Genomic DNA, 21,210 nt, shown 5'->3' on the forward strand with positions numbered 1-21,210 from the left:
ACTTAGATGAAACCGATTATTTTGGATGTTGATACAGGCATTGATGATGCGCTTGCCATAAGCTACGCGGTGAATTCCCCTGAAGTGGAATTACTGGGGGTGACGACTTGCTTCGGCAACGTTACAGTTCAAGAAGCGACCCGCAATACGCTGTTAGTTCTGGAACATTTGGATAGCTCAGTTCCCGTCATTCCGGGAGCTTCTAAGCCGCTTTTCGTTAGCCGGGTAAAAGCGAGTGCGACCCATATTCATGGCGAAGACGGCATTGGGAACACGCTGACAGATATGTCTACACGAGAAGCATCACAGCAATACGGACCACAATTTATTATTGATCAGGTGCGGAGTAAACCGCATCAAGTAACGATTATAACGGTAGCAGCAATGACGAATCTGGCGCTAGCGATCATGCAGGCTCCTGATATTGTGGGCCTAGTGGACAAGGTGGTTGTAATGGGCGGGGCTGTAACCCGAGCGGGTAATGTAACGCCGCATGCGGAAGCGAACATTTATGCAGACCCTGAAGCGGCGGATTATGTGTTCGCCTCCGGTATCCCGATCACACTCGTCGGCCTCGACGTAACGATGGAAACACTGCTGCCGAAGAAAGATGTTCAAGTATGGCGGGAGAAGCAGACAGCTCTCAGTACCTTATTGGCGGATATGACCGATTTCTATATCGATGCTTATGAAGATTTCTACCCAGGCATCGGTGGCTGCGGTCTTCACGATCCGCTTGCGGTTGGCGTGGCCATTAATCCGGATTTCGTCAAAACGAAACCCCTGTATGTCCGGGTGGATCTCGACGGTTTCCACTCGCTAGGCCGTACCGTTGGTGATTTGCGAAGCAAGCCTGCACACGAGCCTAACATGGATGTTTGTTTGGAAGTAGACGCTGAGCGCTTCTTGGAACACTTTCTCAGTAAAGTAGTTTAAATGGAAGTGACTCGATTTCGTCATAAGATTCATATATAATGGCATAATAACGAAACGTGGCGGACTGGGCACACAGTCCGTTTTTTTCTTTTCGCAGGGAGGCATCATGAAATACATTTTATTTGTTTTAGCTGGAGCATGCAGTTTCGGTTTATTATCTACTTTTGTTAAGAAAGCTTACGAGTCTGGGTTCAATGTCGGTGATGTTGTCGGGAGCCAAAACCTATTTGGTGTGATAATGCTGTGGCTCTTGGTATTCGTGGCCGCAAAATTCGCTAAGCAGTCTACAGGGTCGCCTACATTTAAAGTAACAAAGCGGCAAGCTCTCTCGCTCATGGCCGTAGGAACGACGACAGGCTTAACGGGAATGCTATACTATGCGGCTCTGCAGTATATTTCGGCTTCGTTCGCTATTATCTTGTTGTTCCAATTTACGTGGATGGGCATCTTGCTGGAGGCAATCGTCGAGCGCAAACGTCCTGGTAAGGACAAGATTTTATCGCTCGTTATCTTGTTTGTTGGAATTATTATGGCAAGCGGTTATTTGGGCGGGGGCCAGGAGGCTGTTTCCTGGATAGGTGTTACCCTTGGCTTGTTGGCTGCTGTTACCTATGCGCTCTTCATCTGGTTCAGCGGGAAAACAGCCAAACAAGTCGCACCAATCACACGAAGCGCGATTATGCTGACGGGTTCGTTTATTCTCGTCATGTTAGTATTTCCACCGCATTTTCTTTTCAACGGATCTTTGCATGAGGCGCTTCTTCCATGGGCGCTGCTGTTAGCTCTATTCGGCGTTGTCATTCCGCCGTTGTTCTATGCCATTGGTGTACCACGCGTTGGCGGCGGACTAGCAACCATCTTGAGTGCGGTTGAACTGCCAACGGCCGTCATTATGTCCTACGTCGTGCTGAATGAGTCCGTCAACTGGCTGCAATGGCTTGGCGTGGGGATTACGATGTTCGGTATTGCGCTTCCTGAGCTTATGAAGCGCAAGAAGGGTAAAACCGTAGTTATCGGCGCAAATGTCAGTGTGTAGTGCATGATCGTCGCGTCATTTTCGGCATTTAGCATTTATATGTTTTGGTTTGGGGTAAGCTATGCTTACCCCTTTTTTCAGTTGATAAGAATAAGTGAATGAGGGAAATGAGGGGAGTGATGAAAGTGAGGGGATTGAGGAAGCCAAGTTGTAAAACGTACAACAATTTCTTTGATTTCTGCTGAATAAGTTAATGTTGTTGTATGTTGTACAACAATTTAGCCATCATTTCTGCTAATGTGCTATTTTTGGCTAGACTTGTTGTATTTTTTGCAACAATCGTGGGGAAAACGTGAAAAATCATGCAAAATGTTGTACAAAATGCAACAACCGGCAGCAGCATGACAGAGTAAATCCAACAACCTTCACCATCATGACAGAGAAACAAATTATATGGTTACAAAGTGCATCATTTCATACATAAGCACCCGAATATTTCATGCTTGACCAAAGATGCAGCCTCTTGCCCCGCAGCAAATTGGGCTTTCCCGGTTGATTTTATTCCAGCAACCGTTTACAATGCTCATGAATCTGTTGATGAGGTGTTCGATATGCGTAGTTGGTTTAAGGATAGTTGGAAGCGCTTATTTCGGCGTAAAACGATTTTTCGCAATATGGTCACCTTATCTTTATTTGCAGCTGTCATTCCGGTTATAGCTGTTGGAATCGGAAGCTATTTGTTTTCTGCTTCGGTCGTGCAAAGAGAGGTTAACCAATCCAATGTCCGCATCTTGAATAACGTGTCCTCCAGTATCGATTCGACTTTGGATCGCATACAAAACAATGCCATACAAATGCTGCTGGGCACTTTTTTTAGCTCGAATTTGACGGAGCTGAAAAGCACGAACTATACCGGCTTTTATTCCGGTATTTCACGTGAATTATCTGCGCTGCAAAACGGCAACAAAGAGGTAAGCGATGTTGCCATTTACGTACCGGACGAAGGTTATTTAATTTCGCCATTCTACGGTGGCCGCAGAATCACTGAAGACAAAGAACGCGAGGGGCTGCTGAAGGAACTTGCTTCCGAAGACCATATCAATTGGGTCACCGGACCCTACCCGAATTTACCCGGTTATCATCTGAACGGCGTAACCCTGATATCTAAGGTGCCGTTATTAACCAAAAATCCGACTGGACTTTTATTTATACGCATCGATGAGGCACTTTTTCAAAACATTATGAACCGATTTGTCAGCTATAACGGCGAGCAAATGTTCATCTTGAACGCAACGGGCAACCTCGTGACTTCAAGCGGCGGGAATAGCGTTCCAGAAGGCTTATTCGAGCTTATTGCTCAAAAGCGATCAGAGCAGCGCTTTACTTTCTCTCTTCAAGGTACGGATTACATGGTGACGCCAATTACTTCCTCCTATAACCAATGGCAGTATATTAACATGGTGCCGGTCCATGAATTGAACGCCAAATCGAAAGGCATTGCCATGATTACGCTGACGATTATTGTCGGTTGTCTTGTTTTGGGCATTTTAATCACATTATGGGGGACACGGCGTGTCTATCGACCGATCGAGAACCTCGTGGCTCATTTGAAAGGCGGTCAAGCACTCGACTCGGAAACAGATGAAGTTGGCTTCGTTCGCAAACGATGGGGTGAGCTGAGCAGCACGGCCAATCAACTGCAGCAGCAGCTTAGCGATCAATTACCGTTAGTTCGTGAAATTTTTGCGCTGCAGCTTTTGCAGGGCCGGTTTCTCCACTATTCCGGGGATCAGTTAGAGTCTATGCTGCGCAGATACGGCGTGCCTGCTGGTCGGGAAAACAGCATTTTCGTCATCACTTTCGACCCCCCGCAGGACAGCGGATCGCGCTTTCAAGAAAATGACCGCGATTTGATCGTCTTTGCTTTGAAAAATATTGTCGGTGAACTGCTGCAATCACAGGACATGGAGGGTATCGTCATCAATCTGCTGAATGACCAGGTCGCCGTTTGGCTGTTCCGTGACCCCGAGCAGACAGATGACGGGCAGATAGAGGTTAAATTGTTTGCAGAACGCCTGCGTAACCTTGTGTCCGATTACCTGCGTCTTCCAGTGACCATCGGTTTGAGTGGACAAAGCGACCGGATTACAGATTTGCCCGAACTCTATGAAGAGGCGGTCTTGTCCGTGCGCTCCCGCATCATCGTTGGCGGTAACCAGGTGATTACGCACACCGGCGGTGGCGGCGCATCCGAACTACATTACCGTTATCCGCTTGAAATCGAAACCCACTTTGAACATTCCTTGCAGCTAGGCGATCAGGAAGAAGCGGAGCGGATGTTGGCCGAATTCGCCAAGTCGATGAAGGATAACGTCCAAAAGCCTGAACTAATACAAATGTCGTATTATCGGCTGCTAACCGCAGCTATTCGCACTGCGTACTTGCTGGGTCTCGATTCGGCGCATTTGTTTGGAGAAGCGGAATCCGATCCTTACGGGCAAATCCGCAAAATCAGCACGATTCGCGAATTGAACGCATGGTTTAAGCAGCAAATGGTCGATCCGATTGTTGCTTATGTGCAGGGCAGACAGCATCAGGAGCATGAACAATTAATCCAAAAGGTCGTCCGTTACATCGAGGACAATTACCACTTTGATCTATCGCTGGATCAATGCGCGCAAATTTGCGGGTTGAGTTCCCATTATTTAAGCAAGCTGTTTAAAAAGACGATGGATGTTTCATTTATCGAATATTTGACGAAAATCAGGATTGAACGGTCCATCGAGCTGCTGCGAACGACGGATTTATCGATTTCAGACATTGCCGAAAGAGTCGGCTACCAGACGAAAAACTTTATACGCGTATTCAAAAAGCACATCGGCGTTACGCCCGGGCAATACCGGGGAGCCGACAGCGATACTTAGCATGCGCATATTTTGTTCCGCAGGCATGTTTTTAAGCAAAAAAAGTGCATAAATCATCGGAGGAACCCCTTTGCTGCGGGGTTTCTCTTTTTTTGCCTCAGACGTTGTAGACTACAAGAATTGGTCATTGTCCGGAGAACTATGATCATTGTACGATCTGTTCATGCAAAGCAGCGAGATGCTAATTACTTGAACGAGAGGTGAGGAAGTTGTCGCAAAGTAGATTGGAACCGCTTCAGGCAGCAGCAACAGCTGGGGTGGAAAAGGCAAGTAAAATAAAAGGCTCGTGGGTACAGGATTGGGCCGTCGCGATAAAACGTGACAAATATCTATATATAATGGCTGCGCCTGGATTATTATTTTTCCTACTGTTTAAATATTTCCCATTGTGGGGACTTCTGCTGGCCTTTCAAAACTATTCTCCTTATTTAGGCTTTTGGGATAGTGAATGGGTAGGCCTGAAATACTTCAACGAGTTTTTTACCAATCCCGATTTCATGCTATTATTCCGAAATACGATGGCGATCAGCTTGTTGAACATCATTTTTTTCTTCCCGATTCCGATCGTCGTGGCGCTGCTGCTGAATGAGGTGCGTAAGCTCGCTTTCAAAAAAATCGTGCAAACGGTCATTTACTTGCCGCACTTTCTTTCCTGGGTCATTATTGTGGGGATCTGCTTTCTGATCTTCGGTCAAGGCAGCGGTGTCATCAACCAACTGATCGCAGAGTACGGGGGACAAAAGATCGAGTTCATGACGGAACCGAACTTATTCTGGGGTATGCTGACCGCTCAAAGCATCTGGAAAGAAGCCGGTTGGGGGACCATCATTTTCCTTGCCGCACTTGCTGGCATTAACTCGGAGCTATATGAAGCTGCGCAAATCGACGGTGCTAGTCGCTGGCAGCAAGCGATGAATGTGACACTGCCTGGTATTAAAAGCACGATCATCGTCCTGCTCATCCTGCGATTGGGCCAAGTAATGGACGTAGGCTTTGAACAAATTTACTTGATGATGAGTGGACCGGTCGCGCATCTGGCCGATGTTTTCGATACATATGCTTACCGTGTCGGTATTCAGCAAGGAAGATTCGGTTACGCGACGGTCGCTGGACTTTTCAAATCGGTGGTAGGACTCATCCTTGTTGTGATGTCCAACCGCTTGGCCAAAAAATTCGGAGAGGAGGGACTCTACTAACATGAATAAAAGCTTCGGCGTGAAATTCTTTACTGCGATAAATTACGCTGTTTTAACGATATTTGCGCTTGTAACCTTGCTGCCATTTCTGTATGTCATCCTTGTATCTTTTACCGACCCTACAGAGTACATGAGCAAGTCAATCGTATTAATTCCACAGACCTGGAGTCTCTCTGCCTACGAGTTTATTTTTTCGACCAATGCATTCTTGAAAGCTATGGGAGTCAGCGGATTCTTGGCGGTCTTCGGTACGCTTTTGAGCTTAATTGTGACAAGTGCACTCGCTTATGTCCTATCGCGTAAAAGGCTGAAAGGAAAGAAATTTTTCTTAGTCGCGATTTTATTGACCATGCTCTTTAACCCGGGTATGATTCCAAACTACTTACTTGTGGACAGTCTTGGCTTAATGGATTCGGTATGGGCGCTCATTTTGCCCGCATTGACTAGCGCTTGGTATGTCTTTTTAATGAAAAACTTTTACCAGGAAATACCGGATGAATTGGAGGAAGCGGCCAAAATCGATGGATGTTCCGATATCGGCGTCTTTATCCGGATCATGCTGCCAGTATCTGTTTCAGCACTTGCGGCATTCGGCTTGTTTTATGCGGTAGCTTACTGGAATACGTACTTCAGCGGCGTTCTCTACATTAATACGGATACGCTCAGACCGCTGCAGGTTCTGCTGCAAATGATGCTGGTTTCGGCTTCACAAATGGCGGACCCATCCATAGCTGCAATGCTGGAGAGTGAGCAGACGGTGCCTCCGCAGGTGATCAAAATGGCCGCAGTCGTTATTTCATCGCTTCCGATCGTCATCGTGTACCCATTTCTGCAAAAATATTTTGTCAAAGGCATGATGGTTGGCTCCGTGAAAGGGTAACAGTGAATAGCTCTGAAAGGGGTGATGCTGGCTTTAACGCACAGATGAAGTAAATATAAAGATATTATTCCTGGGAGGTCCTCACATGAAACCAATGGTAAAAAAATTAGCTGTTGTTATGACAGCGGCTGCGCTTACTGCATCTTTGGCGGCTTGCGGCAGCGCATCAAATGAAGGTCAAAAGGCAGGCAGCACAGCAAGCAGCAAGCCTGCGAAACCGACGGATATTTCGATTACGACGCTAGCTTTCGCCGCAGCTCCAACGGGCGAACTGGAAGCGGTTAAAAAGTTGAATGAGAAATTAAATGTCAACCTGAAGCTGAGTTGGATTCCATCCGCTCAAATTTCGGAGAAATTAAATGCTCTGCTCGCTTCCAGAGATTTGCCGGATGTGCTCTTCATCGAGGATTTCAATTCAACGCCTGCCTTCTTAAATGCGATCGATCAAGGTGCATTCTGGGAATTAACGGATTATGTTAAAAATTACCCGAACTTGGCCAAATATCCGGAGAATGTGTACAAGAACGCATCGCTCAAAGGAAAGCTCTACTCGCTGCCACGCGTCAGACCGCTGGACGGTCATGAATCACTGCTAATCCGCAAAGATTGGCTGGATAAGCTTGGCTTGCAGCCGCCGAAAACAATGGATGAGCTGTACAATGTGCTTGAGGCATTCGCGAAGAAAGATCCAGACGGCAATGGCATCGCGGACACATATGGCGCTGTATTTCCTGGATCTCCTGGACCATCCAGTTATTTGTTGTCACTCTTCGGAACCGGAACAAAGTGGAAGGAAGAGAATGGAGGCCTGACGCCATATTGGTGGACGCCGCAAGCGAGAGAGGCGCTAATCAATTGGAACAAAGTTTATAAATCAGGCGGTATATTGCCTGACTTCCCAGTGCTCAAGACCGCACAAATCAAAGACATGCTCGTGCAAGGGAAGGCAGGACTTGCCATCGCTAACGTTGTTGATGCCTATAAATACAATGTCGAGCTGCAAAAGACGAATCCTAAAGCCAATCTGGTAGCTTTTGAGCTTCCGAAAGCGGCGGACGGCAAAGCTTATTACGAGCAAGCGAGCGGTTTTTACGGTCAATTCCTGATCAATAAGAAATCTGTCGACGAGGCGAAGCTGAAGAAAATTCTTGAAGTTTACGATTACACAGCCTCTTTAGAAGGATACAACCTAGCTGTGTACGGTATTCAGGACGTGGATTACAAATTAAAGCCTGACGGCTTTGTCGAGCAAACGGAAGAAGGCAAGAAAAAAGGATATTCAGGCGATACGACCGGCCAATGGGTGACGGGAACCTTTGATAAATACTCGAGAGCGAAGGTATCGGGCATTCCGAGCGACGTATTTGAGGCAAATAAAAAGTTGATTGACTCGATCAGATCCATCCCGGATCCGACTTATGGCTTGATGAATTCGACCCCATTTAAAGAAAAGGGTGCGGACTGGAACAAGAAGCTTAACGATATGCTCACTAACGTGATTATTGGCAAGAATTCCATAGAGGATTGGGATAAATTCGTCAAAACGTACAAAGACGACCCAAGCTTCCAACAGCACGTCAAAGAAACGAGTGACTTCTTTAAAGAGAAGAACAAGAAATAGTTACAGCATCGCAGACCCGAATATGGCCACTTTATTGGCGTCTTCGGGTTTTTCCTCACTTTTCATAAAAAAAGGATATGGTTCAAATATCGTCGATATACAAATCCCGCCACATGTCTTACATTTTAATTGTTTTTATAATAATTTCTAGCGAGGTGAAGTTAATGAGGAAAGTAAGTATGCTGTTAGCTGTCAGTTTAATTTTCAGCCTGGTTGGATCGTACATTCCATTTTATGAAAACGCTATCCTTAAGGCAGAGGCTGCAGCTGTGAACCAGATGACGAACGGAAGCTTCGAGCAGACAACCACAACAACGGATGCGACCTGGAGCGGTGTCACAAGTCCTGTTCCTGTTGGCTGGGGGTTATGGATTCCAACCGGGAGCGGGAAAGCTCCGAATAAAACGGTGAACGTCATGCTGGATTCAACCACGTATCATGAAGGGAGTAAGTCCATTTTGTTTGATGCCTTCGCCACAAGTCGAGTATCTGTGAATCAAAGCGTCACGACGGTAACTGCCGGCAAGTCTTACAGACTTAAAGTGTGGGTAAAAACCGAGAACGTAACGGGCACTGGTGCTTACTTCAGAACGCAGTACTACAACACAAGTAAAGTTGGAGACGGTCCTGCATCTGCCAAGTTGTTAGGTACGAAGGATTGGACTTTACAGCAAGTATTTATGACAATACCAACGGGTGTTACGAAGTTGGTCATTGAACCTTTCCTTGAAACGGGAAAAGGAAAAGTATGGTTTGACGATATAAGTTTGGAGGAATATAACGGGATTACAGGAATTGTTTTAGATCAAACCGCATTTTCCATGGCCAAAAATGCATCAGTAACGATTACACCGACGCTCACACCAGCGAACGCAGCGGATCAAACCGTTGCCTGGAGTTCCAGTGATCCGAGTGTAGCAACAGTGGACAGTAATGGAAAAGTAACCGGAGAAGGGTTAGGCTCAGCTACGATTATGGTCTCGACACCAGATGGAACGATAAAAGCGCAATGTCTTGTTAATGTAGAATCTGCTGAAACGATTCAATCGTACAGCGATCTGCGTCTGAAATGGTTCGGCAAATTGACTGGCGGCACCTCGTATAATACGGCTGATCCTGATATTGCTGCTAACCTAACTACACTAGCTGCAAGTGTTACGAATGTGAATTCGACCGGGCACTGGGATACGCTCAATAAAGCTGCGGGCCGATCTTATTTGTGGAATGATCTGTCCAGCACGACGGATTCGGCTCAAATATCTAGTGCTTTCGGCAGGCTGAAAGCTATGGCGCTCGCTTATTCTCTACAAGGCTCAAGTCTGTATCAGAATACGGCGCTGCGTGAAGACATCATCAGCGCTTTGGATTGGATGTATGCGAACCGTTACAATGAAACCAAAACTGAATACGGCAATTGGTGGGATTGGGAAATCGGCGCACCGCAAATTCTGAACGATGCCCTTGTGTTGATGTATGCTAATTTGACACCAGTGCAAATAAATAAGTTTATCAAAGCTGTCGATCGTTTCGTTCCGGATCCGAAGAAGAGAACGCTCAACAATGTGACGGAAACGGGAGCTAACCTGCTCGACAAGGCATTGGTCGTTACGATGCGCGGTGTGATCGGAAACAGCAGTGCGAAGATCACGCAAGGACTTGATTCCATCGGGCCGGAATTTGTTTACACGGATCATGGAGACGGTGTTTATAAGGACGGTTCGCTGGTTCAACACACCAACATCGCTTACACAGCGGGGTATGGTGCGGTATGGCTCAACCGTGCTGCTGATATGACATTTTTGCTAAATGGTTCACCTTGGCCGGTGACGGATCCTAATGTGAATCATGTGTACGATTGGGTATCGGATACGTTTGAACCCGTCATTTATAAAGGACTCTTTATGGATATGGTCAACGGCAGAGGGATTTCCAGACAAAGCTCGGGAAGCGCGAGAGGCACGATTATTACCTTGCTTCGTTTGGCCGAAGGGGCGCCTGCGGACACAGCTTTATCGATAAAGCGAATGGCCAAAGAATGGATCCAGTCGGACACGACATATGCCAATTATTACGACGGATTACCGATTTATGAGCTGTCTCTAGTCAAAAAATTGATGAACGATACTTCGATCCAGCCTCGTGGAGAATTACTGAAAAACCAAGTGTTTGCTGGTATGGATAGAGTTGTCCATTTACGTGAAGGCTATGGTTTCGGGCTCAGTCTGTTCTCAAACCGCATCTCTGCCTTTGAAAAGGGCAATAATGAGAATTTGAAGGGCTGGTATACGGGCATCGGGATGACTTTCTTATATGATCAAGATCTTACCCAGTACCGCAGCGATTTCTGGCCAACTGTGGATTCATTCCGGCTGCCTGGCACGACAACGGATGGCTCAGGAAAAGGGACGACTCCTGTCGAATGGAAAAGCTACATGAATCCGAAAACATGGGTCGGCGGCTCGTCGATCGACAACCTTTACGGTGCAGCAGGTATGGATTTCTCGCTTGCGCAATCGACTGGAAGCAATCTGCAGGGCAAAAAGTCATGGTTTATGTTCGATGACGAAATCGTCGCTTTGGGCTCCGGTATTTCGAACACGACAGCCGGACCGCAGCCGGTGGAAACCATTATCGATAACCGCAAGCTGAACGATGCGGGAGATAATGCCCTTACGATTAACGGAAACGTGAAGTCGAGCCAGCTCGGCTGGTCGGAAACGATGAATGACGTGAAGTGGGCTCACTTGGCCGGAAATGCACCGGGTACTGACATCGGCTATTATTTCCCTGAAGCTTCGAATGTGTATGGTTTGCGCGAAGCAAGAACCGGCGCTTGGAAAGATATTAATAGCGGACAATCGGCTGCTCCGATCACGCGAAATTATGTAAGTTTGGCCTTTGAACACGGGGCAACGCCTTCGAATGCATCGTATTCCTATGTCATGCTGCCACATAAAAATACGGCGGATACAGCGCTTTATAGCAGCGCGCCTGATGTAGAGGTGCTGAGCAATACAACGGACGTACACGCAGTCAGAGAGAAGAAGCTTGGTATTACGGCGGCGAATTTCTGGAATCCAGCATCGGTTGATTTCATTTCCTCGCAAAATCCGGCATCCGTGATGGTGAAGGAAACGGACAGCGAATTGACCGTAGCCGTCTCCGATCCGACGCAGCAGCAAAGCACGATTTCGCTTGAACTGAACAAGGCAGGCTTAACGCTAGTTCGTGCCGATGACACGGTTGCGGTTTTGCAGACGATACCTTCCTTAAAGCTGAATGTTACAGTCACGGGATCTTTCGGCAAAACACATGTCGTCACATTCAAGAAAGATACAGTAGCTCCAGTTACGACAACTAACGCGAAGTCTGATTGGCAGCGTACTGCGCAAACGGTGACATTGACGGCGAGTGATGAAGGCAGCGGCGTGCAGAAGACATTTTATAGTTTGGATGGTGGCGCGTTTGCGGAAGGGAACAACATCGTTGTTGCTGAAGACGGCGTACATCAAATTCAGTTCTACAGCATCGATAATGCAGGAAACCAAGAGGCAACTAAAACGGCGGTAATCAAAATTGATACGGTGGCTCCCGTCATCGTTCCTACCGTTACGATGGATGTCTATTGGACCGATGGCGGAAGCTTGAAATTCGATATCTCTGATCCGGTGAGCGGCGTGGCAAGTGAGTCTATCGAGTTGGACGGTTCCCCAATAAGCCAACCATATTCGTTTAGTCCGTTATCACTCAGCATTGGCGAACATGCGGTGAAGGTAAAAGCTGTTGATGTAGCTGGGAACGAAACTACCGCATCATACTTGCTAAAAGTACGTATGGATGCCAACCATATGGACGAAGCTGCTCGTTACGCTTATCAACAAGGCTGGATCACCAACCTGGGCATATTGAACAGCTTGCTATCGAAGATAGAAAGTATTCAACGGAAAGAGGATGACAATCAAAAGAAAAGTGATTGGAAAGATCTAGAAAATCACATTCATGCACAATCCGGCAAAAAGATTGACGCCGTGTTTGCGGAACTTCTATTACGAGCCATCGCACAGTGTAAATCCTAACAGCTGTTAGACACGGAACCCGACTTTGTCCGATTGGACGAAGTCGGGTTTTGTTTGAGGTGAAAGCGATTGTTGCACATTCTCCAAAACCATGTAAATGGCAGAGGAGCAGCCCCTCAATGTATATATGGCTTTTAAGACACTCGATAATAACGAAAGAATCAATTAAAATGTAAAAAGGGGAATTCCAATTACAAAGGGGACACAACACATGTTAAAAGCATTCATTTTCGATATGGACGGCGTCATCATTGATAGCGAGCCGATCCATTTTGATGTGGACGTACAAACAATGAAACATTTCGGGAAGGAGATCACACAGGAAGAGTTGGAGAAATTCGTGGGGATGACGAACCCTGAGATGTGGAAAGTCATTAAAGAAGAATATCAGCTCCAGCAGACGGTTGCCGAGATCATCGAGCATCAACTCTCCTCTAAAATAACGGTTTTACAAGGCATTCAAATCGAACCTATTGAAGGAATTAGAGAGCTGCTTATATCGCTAAAAAACAATCGAATTCCAATTGGAATCGCCTCTTCGTCACCTAGGGTTTTTATTGAGGAAGTGTTAAAGAAATTCGAGCTTGCCAGTTATTTTGATTGCGTGGTGAGCGGCGAGGAAGTCAATCAAGGCAAACCAGCTCCTGATGTCTATTTGGAAGCGGCCTCCCTGCTAGGTGTTGATCCAAAAAATTGTGTTGTTGTTGAAGATGCTAAACATGGTGTTGCTGCCGCCAAAGCTGCGGGCATGACTTGTTTTGGCTACGTTAATGAGAACTCGGGCCATCAGGATTTGTCAAAAGCGGATTTCATTATCCATGCAATTAGTGAGATTAAGGTTGAAGATTTACTGTAAGAAGATCGGGAATTTGGAGGGAGTCCAATGAAATACGCTGGAGTGGAGCGGTGAGATCTTTTCTGTCAGAAAGTCTGCTGAAAGCTGGATCATTTGTTTATTACGATGGCGCGTACATTTCTTGTGCCTACTCAGGCTTGGACATCCATGAATCCATAGATGCAGAACTCTCCTCTGAAGTGATTGATATTTGTGTAAACCTCAATCCTGATAGCCTTAAAAGCGTCTAAAGAGTCGGCTGTTTCTCAGTTATGTCAATTAATTGGTATTCCTATGGATAAGGTCATGGTATTTGGGGATGACAATAATGACCTAGGCTTATTCAAAGTTTGCGGATGGTCTGTCGCAATGGGGAATGCTGTAGAAGAGCTAAAATTGATTGCGCATGAGATAACAGATACGAACGATAATGATGGTGTTGCGATGATTATAGAAAGACATTTGTAGGTTGACGATGTGACATATTCGGATAATTAGTCAAACCATATAGCCCTAAGAACCTCTTTCCTTGAGTGGTTCTTGGGGCTTTTGTAAGTAATGTTCCGGAAACAGAGCGGATGAATCCACTTTGTTTCTTTTTTTTGTTATATAACAATTAAAATATTTTAAAATTGTTATTGCATAAACGTTTTGTTTAGTTATACAATATAACATATAAACGATTCCTGTATTGGTACAATGGTTCAAATGTTGAAGGGAGAGATGGGTATGAGTAGTTTCGCATCGTTGATGGAGTTTGAAAGAAGGAAATTCACAAACCTTCGCGCCTATGATTTTCAGCGAACTGTTGCAAAACGAGAAGTTCATAAGGAACACGATGAATGTGGTGAAACTGCTCTGTATCCATTGTCTCCATTGTCTTTGTCACTGTACTATGCCTTTGAGAATGAAGTGGAAATTGGCTAATTGGCGGATTGCGCAACTTATAATTTGAAATGAAAGCCTACCGAGATTTCGGTAGGTTTTTTAATGTTATAGTATATTTTATTAAATAATTAATTTTATAAAACATTATTGAACATTATTCGGTAATGTGTTATATATTATATAACAAAAATATTTATGTATTAATACATTAAAGGAGGAAACAACAATGGATTGTCCAACATGCCAAGGTAATGGCGATTTAGAGGAAATGAGAAGCACAGATGAGCACTTTCACAAAGAGGTGGCGTCCATTCCTTTTGGTCAGGATCGCGTGCTCTGGCCGAATACTTGTCCGATTTGCGGCGGCAGCGGATTTCTAGACGTATCCTTTTAAAAAACAAACCCCAATAAAGGAGTGCATAGGATCATGAGCAAACAAAGTCAAAGCGAACAATTGCAAGCAAGCTGGAATTCCAAGCGATTCGAAGGGGTATTTCGGCCATATTCGGTTGAGGATGTGCTTCGCCTTCGCGGCTCCGTCATGATTAAACAGACACTAGCGGAGCAAGGAGCTCGCAAATTCTGGGAGCGGGTTAACGAAGAGGACTTTGTGCCTGCACTTGGCGCTCTAACGGGAAATCAAGCAGTGCAGCAAGCAAAAGCAGGACTTAAAGCGATTTATTTGAGCGGTTGGCAAGTTGCCGCCGATGCGAACTTATCCGGTCATATGTATCCCGATCAAAGTCTTTATCCAGCTAACAGCGTACCTAGCGTTGTGAAAAGAATTAATCAAGCGCTGCAGCGCGCCGATCAGATCCAGCATGCGGAAGGCAATGGGAATATAGACTTCTTTCTCCCTATTGTGGCAGACGCAGAAGCTGGCTTCGGTGGACCGCTAAACGTGTTCGAGCTGATGAAAGGCATGATTGAGGCGGGAGCCGCTGCAGTCCATTTCGAGGATCAGCTCTCCTCTGAGAAGAAATGCGGCCATTTGGGCGGCAAGGTGCTGCTGCCAACGCAGCAAGCCGTAAAGAATCTTATCTCAGCAAGGCTGGCAGCTGATGTGATGGGCGTAGAGACTGTGCTAATCGCCCGGACAGATGCGAATGCAGCAAGTCTTCTGACGAGCGATATTGATGAGAATGATCGACCGTTTCTAACTGGGAAACGTTCACCCGAAGGATTCTTTTATGTACATGCAGGCTTGGATCAAGCGATCTCACGCGGTCTGGCTTATGCGCCTTATGCGGATATGGTTTGGTGTGAAACATCGGAGCCCAACCTGGAGGAAGCAAAACGCTTTGCTGAAGCGATTCACGAGAAATTCCCAGGGAAGCTGCTCGCGTATAACTGCTCTCCTTCATTTAATTGGAAGAAGAAATTAGATGAGCCTACGATTGCAAAATTTCAACAAGAGCTTGGCAAGCTGGGCTATAAGTTCCAGTTCGTGACGTTGGCAGGCTTCCATGCGCTGAATCACAGCATGTTTGAACTCGCTCACGATTATAGAGATCGTGGTATGACTGCCTACTCTCAGTTCCAACAAACGGAATTCGCTAGTGAAGCTCGCGGCTATGAAGCGACACGCCATCAGCGCGAAGTAGGAACAGGCTATTTCGACGAAGTTTCCCAAGTGATAACGAGCGGAACTTCTTCCACTACGGCGCTTTCCGGTTCAACGGAAGAGGAGCAATTTGCCCATTAATAGCAATCCCATTAGGTCTAAGGAGATGAGTGTATTGATCGATCAAACCATGCTCATGGGAATTGAAATCGAGCCGACTTCCGCAGAGGGGCAGAAGATTCTCACACCGGAAGCATTAGCCTTCGTGGCGCAGCTTGAGCGTAAATTTGGCGCAGCGCGCCTTGAGCTGCTGCACCAGCGCAACCAGAGGCAGAGTCGTATCGATGCAGGCGAGCTGCCGGACTTTTTACCAGGAACAGCAAGGATACACAGCAGTGATTGGACCATAGCGCCAATCCCTGCAGATTTACAAGATCGGCGCGTCGAGATAACAGGTCCAGCTGGCGACCGGAAGATGGTCATTAACGCATTCAATTCGGGTGCTTACATCTATATGGCAGACTTCGAGGACGCTAACTCGCCCACGTGGAACAATACGATTGATGGTCAGGTGAATTTGTACGATGCTGTTCGTCGAACAATCGCATTCACTAGTCCGGAAGGGAAAAGCTACAATCTTCAAGCTCAGAAGGCAGTGCTCAAAGTTCGTCCTCGCGGTTGGCACTTGGAAGAGAAACATATGCAGGTTGATGGGCACTCTGTTTCAGGTTCGTTATTTGATTTTGGCCTTTTCTTTTTCCATAATGCAAAGACACAGATTCAGCAGGGAAGCGGACCTTATTTTTACTTGCCTAAGCTTGAGAGCCATATCGAGGCGCGTCTTTGGAATGAGGTGTTCCTATTTGCTCAGCAGGAGCTTGGCATTCCGCAAGGTACGATTAAAGCCACGGTGCTCATTGAGACGATCGTCGCTGCCTTTGAAATGGACGAAATTTTGTATGAGCTTCGCGAGCACAGCGCAGGGCTGAATTGCGGACGGTGGGATTATATTTTCAGTTATATTAAAAAGCTGCAGAAGCAGCCGCACGTCATCGTACCCGACCGTGCCCTCGTAACGATGGAATCGCCGTTCATGAAAGCTTATTCGCTGCTCGCCATCCAGACTTGTCATAAGCGGAGTGCACCTTGTATCGGAGGCATGGTTGCCCAAATTCCGGTGAGGCATGATCCTGTGGCAAACGAAGAAGCCATGGCGAAAGTAAGAGCAGATAAGCTGCGAGAGGTGAGAAATGGCCACGATGGCACATGGGTGGCTCATCCCGGATTAGTCCCTGTGGCAAAAGCGATTTTCGATGAGCATATGCCGTCCGCTAATCAAATTGACAAGCAGCTTACTGGCATCGAAATAACCGCTGAACAATTGCTAGAGGTGCCGCTGGGGCTGATAACAGAGAATGGGATTCGGACGAATGTCAGCGTGGGCATTCAGTATTTGGAAGCCTGGCTGCGTGGTTTCGGGGCTGTTCCGATCAACAACTTGATGGAAGACGTGGCCACAGCCGAAATATCACGTGCGCAGCTTTGGCAGTGGATCCACCATCAACTAGGCATTTTGAATGACGGACGTAAAATAACGGCCGAATTATTTAGTCAGATTCAAGTTGAAGAATTGGCTAAGATCAAAGAAAAGCTTGGGGAAGAGGCCTACCAGCAAAGGAAGTTTGACCAAGCGAATGCGCTTTTTACCCAGATGACGGTTTCACCTGAATTTGAAGCTTTCTTAACCGAACAAGGGTATCGATATTTGTAATTGAATACGTTGTTAATTAACATAAAGGCGTGCCGTCTTAACCGGTACGTCTTTTACTGTATCCTTCTTGTTTTCCAATTACATATTGCCTATGCAGGTCATTGTCCTTAGAGGAATCCTCTGTCGCCCGTTTTTAAAAATAACTATGGTTCTGTTATGATGAAAGTATTAACTGCGCCAGAGGTGGATAAAGTTGAAAATACTAATCGTGGAAGACGACCTTCCGCTGCTTGAGGCGATTAAGGACATATTCGAAAATGAGTCGTTTGACACGACGGGGACATCGACAGGAGATGAAGGGTACTTCTTAGCGGAGCAAGGAAGCTACGACCTTATTCTTCTTGACGTGATGCTTCCTGGCATGAACGGTCTGGAGATTGTTAAGCGTTTGCGAGCCCATCAAGTTGCAACGCCGATCATTATGTTGACTGCCAAAGACAGCGTCGAGGACTGCGTGAAGGGACTGGATGCCGGGGCAGACGATTATGTGACGAAACCATTTGCCGTTACTGTACTGCTCGCTAGAGTAAGATCTGTTTTAAGAAGGCGCGGGACCGTTGACCTGGATGGGAAAATATCTTGCGGCCCCATTCATCTGGTATCCAGCTTAAGAGATGCTTTCGCTGACGAACAACCTTTGAAATTAAGTCCAAAGGAATATGAGTTATTAGAATTTTTCCTGTGCAACAAAGAACAAATTCTATCCAGGGATCAGATTTTTGAACGGATATGGGGATTTGATTCGGAATCTGCTTCAACTGCGGTTGATGTATATGTTCACCTTCTGCGCAAAAAGCTTGCGCCGTATGGAGGAGACCTCTATTTAAAGACAATTCGCGGAGTAGGGTATTTATTTAAAGGAGATTCCAATGTTTAATAAAACTCGTGCTCAATTGGTAATATTAAATTCTGTTGTGCTTGTGTTGATTTTGCTAGTATCCGGATTCATCTTGTATTCTCATTTATCCTACCGCTTATTTCATCAAGTTGATGAGGCGATTGTGAATATGACTAGAGCCATGCAGGCAAGCTCAATCGATCAAATGCTGCAAGCCGATCATCCGGAGCCTGACCCAGACCGAAGGACCTCCTATTTTTTTTGGGACGATCAAGGGAAATTAATCAATCAATATCCGAAGCAATTGTTCTCTCTGGATGACGCTGCGCGGTTCAAACGTGTTGGCGACAGTGGGAATTTGCAAAATGTGTCTGTAGGCGGACGAGAATATCGGGTGTTGGGGTTCCGTAACCCCATGAACAAGACATTTGATTCACCGTCATTACCCCATTCTTCTTATGTAGTCGTCGTTAGAAGCCTAGAAGCTGAGAATAAAGTGCTTCAGACTCTTCGTACGGATATTTCCATGGCCAGCGTAATAGGTGTACTTTTCTCAATAATGGCCGGCTTCTACTTAGCAGGCCGTGCACTTGTGCCGATTCGGAGGTCTTGGGACAAACAACAACAGTTCGTTGCGGACGCCTCCCATGAACTTCGTACACCAACCTCGGTTATCCAGACTCGCACCGAGCTTTTGTTTCGTCATCCTCAGCATACGATCGAGCAGGAAAGTCAGAACATTGCCCTCATTTTGAAGGAAAGCAAGCGAATGGGGAAGCTGATTGACGATCTGCTGACATTGGCACGAACGGATTCCAACCAGCTGCAAATTAATGCCGCGGCGATACACCTTGACCCGATTCTTCAAGACCTTGCCGAACAATTTGAGCTGCTCGCGGAAACCAAATCCATTCGCATTCATTCACATTTCCAGCCTTCCGTGATATTAGGGGATGAAAGCCGCCTTCGGCAATTGTTTATCATTTTATTGGATAATGCGCTAAAGTTTACCCCGCCTCACGGATCTATTGAATTTACTTGTCACAGCTTACCGAATGCCATACGGGTTATTGTGAAAGACAGCGGTTGCGGAATAGCAGAAGCCGATCTTCCTCATATATTCGAGCGGTTTTATAGAGGGGATAAGTCCCGTTCACGTACCGAAGGCGGTACAGGTCTCGGACTTTCTATCGCTGAATGGATCGTGCACGCCCATAAGGGCAGTATTCGCGTCTCATCCCAGATTGCCATAGGTACCGAATTTCAGATCAGTTTTCCAAAGAAAAATTAGACAGCAAGTCATACATGAGTTTTAAGAAAATTTAAATGTTTACTCCTTATAATGAAACTATAACGACGAAGCATTGTATGGGAGGGATTCACATGGCAAAAATGAATAAGAAGTGGGTCGCCCTGTGTTCAACAGCCATTGGAGCTATTTATGCCGCTGGATATTTCGCAACGGAGACTCAGGCAACGATACAACAACCACAACCACAACAACAAGTCCAAGTTGCACAGACTAAAAGCACTCAAACAAATAGACTTTATAAAGAGGGTACTTATACGGGTTCAGGAAGTAATCGACGTGGATCGATTCAAGTGGCAGTCACGATTACAAGCGATAAAATTACAGATGTGGAAATCAGTCATTTTGCCATGCATTATACAATTGATGATGTTGTAGGGCTGCCCCAAGAAGTGGTACAAAAACAAAGTGTGCAAGTACGTAATGTATCGGGCGCAACGTATAGTACACAAGCCTTTAAAGATGCCGTACAAGATGCGCTTTCACAAGCGCGAAACGCATAATGGGCAAAATCATGAAAAAAATGAAATTATTTATGGACACCGTTGTAGATATACAGGTTATCACACGGAAATCAGATGATCAGACAGAAGCAGCCATTGATCGGGCTTTCGAAGCCTTTCGGAAAGTCGAACATGCCTGCAGCCGTTTCGGTCAAGACAGTGAATTGATGGAGGCATGCCGACAAATCAAGACGCCAGTACAGATTAGTCCGTTTTTATTTGAGCCATTGAAGTTTGCTTTGGAGGTGGCGAAATGGACGGATGGCATATTCGATCCCACGGTGGGAAAAGCAATGGAAGATATGGGATTCAATCAGCACTATTTAACGGAGGAGACCGTCCAAAGCTCTTCATCGGATGCCGCTACCTACCGGGATATCATCTTAAATGAACAGGATCGTACGCTTTATTTGCGGAAGCCGCTGGTGATTGATTTAGGTGCTGTGGCTAAGGGATTCGCTATCGACTTGGCCGCGCACGAGTTGAAAGAATTTGAAGGATTCGTCGTCAATGCCGGCGGTGACCTCTATGCTGGAGGCGTAGATGAAAACGGCAGCAAGTGGAGGATTGGCATTCAGCATCCCGCACAAAAAGAAGAAATGATACAAACGCTAGAAATATCGAATGAGGCGGTCTGTACCTCTGGGAGTTACGAGCGCAAGAGTGCATTAAAAGCCGGCATGCATCATATCATCAACCCAATATCGAAACAATCATCGGACAAATGGATCAGCTGCAGTGTTGTCGCCCCTTACGCGATGATGGCGGACGCTTTCTCGACGGCCACCTTCTTATTGGGTTTGGATCATGGGGGAACGTTACTAGAACAAGTTGACCTCAAGGGAATTTTGATTGCTTCCGATTTACAAATATATCAAATTGGAGGGATATAA

General features: G+C 46.2%; 17 protein-coding genes. All 17 read left to right on the forward strand.

Annotated features, from left to right (window positions below):
• The first annotated feature begins 6 nt into the window (after positions 1-6).
• The 17 genes from ACBP55_RS14175 (at position 7) to ACBP55_RS14255 (ending at position 21,210) form a co-directional block, all read left to right on the forward strand.
• The gene (locus ACBP55_RS14175) at positions 7-936 is read left to right on the forward strand and encodes a nucleoside hydrolase (RefSeq protein WP_464652438.1); all 930 of its coding nucleotides are present in this window, start codon (positions 7-9) and stop codon (positions 934-936) included.
• 106 nt (positions 937-1,042) lie between these two features.
• Entirely contained in the window at positions 1,043-1,972 is a 930-nt protein-coding gene (locus ACBP55_RS14180; protein ID WP_464652440.1) for an EamA family transporter, read from the forward strand.
• A gap of 551 nt (positions 1,973-2,523) precedes the next feature.
• Entirely contained in the window at positions 2,524-4,836 is a 2,313-nt protein-coding gene (locus ACBP55_RS14185; RefSeq protein WP_464652441.1) for an AraC family transcriptional regulator, read from the forward strand.
• A 209-nt stretch (positions 4,837-5,045) separates the two neighbouring features.
• A complete protein-coding gene (locus ACBP55_RS14190; protein ID WP_029195756.1) occupies positions 5,046-6,032 on the forward strand; it encodes an ABC transporter permease in 987 nt (328 codons plus the stop codon).
• A 1-nt stretch (position 6,033) separates the two neighbouring features.
• Entirely contained in the window at positions 6,034-6,912 is an 879-nt protein-coding gene (locus tag ACBP55_RS14195; protein WP_464652443.1) for a carbohydrate ABC transporter permease, read from the forward strand.
• An 85-nt stretch (positions 6,913-6,997) separates the two neighbouring features.
• A complete protein-coding gene (locus ACBP55_RS14200) occupies positions 6,998-8,533 on the forward strand; it encodes an extracellular solute-binding protein (protein ID WP_464652445.1) in 1,536 nt (511 codons plus the stop codon).
• A 164-nt stretch (positions 8,534-8,697) separates the two neighbouring features.
• A complete protein-coding gene (locus tag ACBP55_RS14205) occupies positions 8,698-12,609 on the forward strand; it encodes a polysaccharide lyase family 8 super-sandwich domain-containing protein (RefSeq protein WP_464652446.1) in 3,912 nt (1,303 codons plus the stop codon).
• 211 nt (positions 12,610-12,820) lie between these two features.
• The gene (locus tag ACBP55_RS14210; protein WP_464652447.1) at positions 12,821-13,465 is read left to right on the forward strand and encodes an HAD family hydrolase; all 645 of its coding nucleotides are present in this window, start codon (positions 12,821-12,823) and stop codon (positions 13,463-13,465) included.
• A gap of 210 nt (positions 13,466-13,675) precedes the next feature.
• Positions 13,676-13,912: an HAD family hydrolase gene (locus ACBP55_RS14215; protein ID WP_464653316.1), complete on the forward strand. Its 237-nt coding sequence runs from the start codon at positions 13,676-13,678 to the stop codon at positions 13,910-13,912.
• 261 nt (positions 13,913-14,173) lie between these two features.
• A complete protein-coding gene (locus tag ACBP55_RS14220) occupies positions 14,174-14,371 on the forward strand; it encodes a hypothetical protein (RefSeq protein WP_464652449.1) in 198 nt (65 codons plus the stop codon).
• A 187-nt stretch (positions 14,372-14,558) separates the two neighbouring features.
• Positions 14,559-14,726 carry a hypothetical protein gene (locus ACBP55_RS14225; RefSeq protein ID WP_464652451.1) on the forward strand — a complete coding sequence of 56 codons (168 nt, stop codon included), beginning with the start codon at positions 14,559-14,561 and terminating at the stop codon, positions 14,724-14,726.
• 33 nt (positions 14,727-14,759) lie between these two features.
• Positions 14,760-16,037 carry an isocitrate lyase gene (gene aceA, locus ACBP55_RS14230; RefSeq protein WP_464652452.1) on the forward strand — a complete coding sequence of 426 codons (1,278 nt, stop codon included), beginning with the start codon at positions 14,760-14,762 and terminating at the stop codon, positions 16,035-16,037.
• A gap of 49 nt (positions 16,038-16,086) precedes the next feature.
• Positions 16,087-17,667: a malate synthase A gene (gene aceB, locus ACBP55_RS14235; protein WP_464653317.1), complete on the forward strand. Its 1,581-nt coding sequence runs from the start codon at positions 16,087-16,089 to the stop codon at positions 17,665-17,667.
• 193 nt (positions 17,668-17,860) lie between these two features.
• Positions 17,861-18,544 (forward strand): response regulator transcription factor, encoded by a 684-nt coding sequence (locus ACBP55_RS14240; RefSeq protein WP_464652454.1) that lies wholly within the window; start codon positions 17,861-17,863, stop codon positions 18,542-18,544.
• Positions 18,537-19,796, forward strand: coding sequence for a sensor histidine kinase (locus ACBP55_RS14245; protein ID WP_464652456.1), 1,260 nt, complete (start codon positions 18,537-18,539; stop codon positions 19,794-19,796). Before ACBP55_RS14240 ends, ACBP55_RS14245 begins: the two co-directional genes overlap by 8 nt.
• A gap of 92 nt (positions 19,797-19,888) precedes the next feature.
• The gene (locus ACBP55_RS14250) at positions 19,889-20,317 is read left to right on the forward strand and encodes an FMN-binding protein (protein WP_464652458.1); all 429 of its coding nucleotides are present in this window, start codon (positions 19,889-19,891) and stop codon (positions 20,315-20,317) included.
• Positions 20,318-20,328: 11 nt separating this feature from the next.
• Entirely contained in the window at positions 20,329-21,210 is an 882-nt protein-coding gene (locus tag ACBP55_RS14255; protein WP_464652460.1) for an FAD:protein FMN transferase, read from the forward strand.

It is taken from the genome of Paenibacillus sp. WG02 (assembly GCF_055396115.1).